This window comes from Liquorilactobacillus sicerae (assembly GCF_029916425.1).
Taxonomy (GTDB): Bacteria; Bacillota; Bacilli; order Lactobacillales; family Lactobacillaceae; genus Liquorilactobacillus; species Liquorilactobacillus sicerae.
In genome coordinates, this window is record NZ_JAHAVQ010000074.1 from 1 (window position 1) to 698 (window position 698).

At 37.1% G+C, this 698-nt stretch carries 1 protein-coding gene and 1 pseudogene; both read right to left on the reverse strand.

Annotation, left to right across the window (positions count from 1 at the left end; all coding sequences use genetic code 11):
• Positions 1-328 (reverse strand): MFS transporter (locus KH893_RS11260; RefSeq protein ID WP_281166207.1); only part of this gene is annotated, 328 nt, incomplete at its 3' end.
• Positions 312-698 (reverse strand): annotated as a pseudogene (locus KH893_RS11265) (alkaline phosphatase family protein); the annotation flags it as partial. The pseudogene KH893_RS11265 and the gene KH893_RS11260, both read right to left, overlap by 17 nt.

Consider the following 698-nt stretch of genomic DNA (forward strand, 5'->3'; position numbering starts at 1 on the left):
ATCCGGCTGTTGAAACAATCCCAAGTACTGTAAAAAAATTAAAAAGTTTTCCTTTCATACCGGCAAAATCAGCCAACGCTCCAAGAACGGGTGCACAAAATGCAACCAATAAGGTGGAAAAAGAATTAGCATAGGACCAAAAGGCATTAATATCAGCAGAAGAAAATCCTGATTTCCGGCCAATACTAGTTAAAAAAATTGGCAAAACAGCTGTAACAACGATAATACCAAAACTAGAATTAGCCCAATCATACAAAATCCAAGAACGCTCAATTTTATTAAGCTTTTCCTTCTTCGTTCTCTCTGTATTTTTAGTCGGTAAAGGCATCGTTGATTTCCTTGCCATCAATTGGATTGGAAAATTTCAAACCGAGAATTCTGGCAAAAGTAGGTGCTTCGTCAATTAAGCGAGCCGATCGTATTTTTTTAGCTTGCTTAATCCCCGGGCCAGATAAAATCAAAGTTGTTTGATAATTTTTCTTCGTTGGAAGAAAACCGTGAACGGCATGATATCGATCTGTCTGACCGATTGAATTCGGATCGACTTCCTCAATTACAGAAGCAACTGAAATTTCGTCAGTAAAATAATATCCTACTTTGGCTTCAACCATTAAATCAGCTTTTGGATCGGCTCCCAATTCAATTAATTCTTTTTTAGAATATACTTTTTCAATCCCCTGACCGGCATGTTCCTTAAT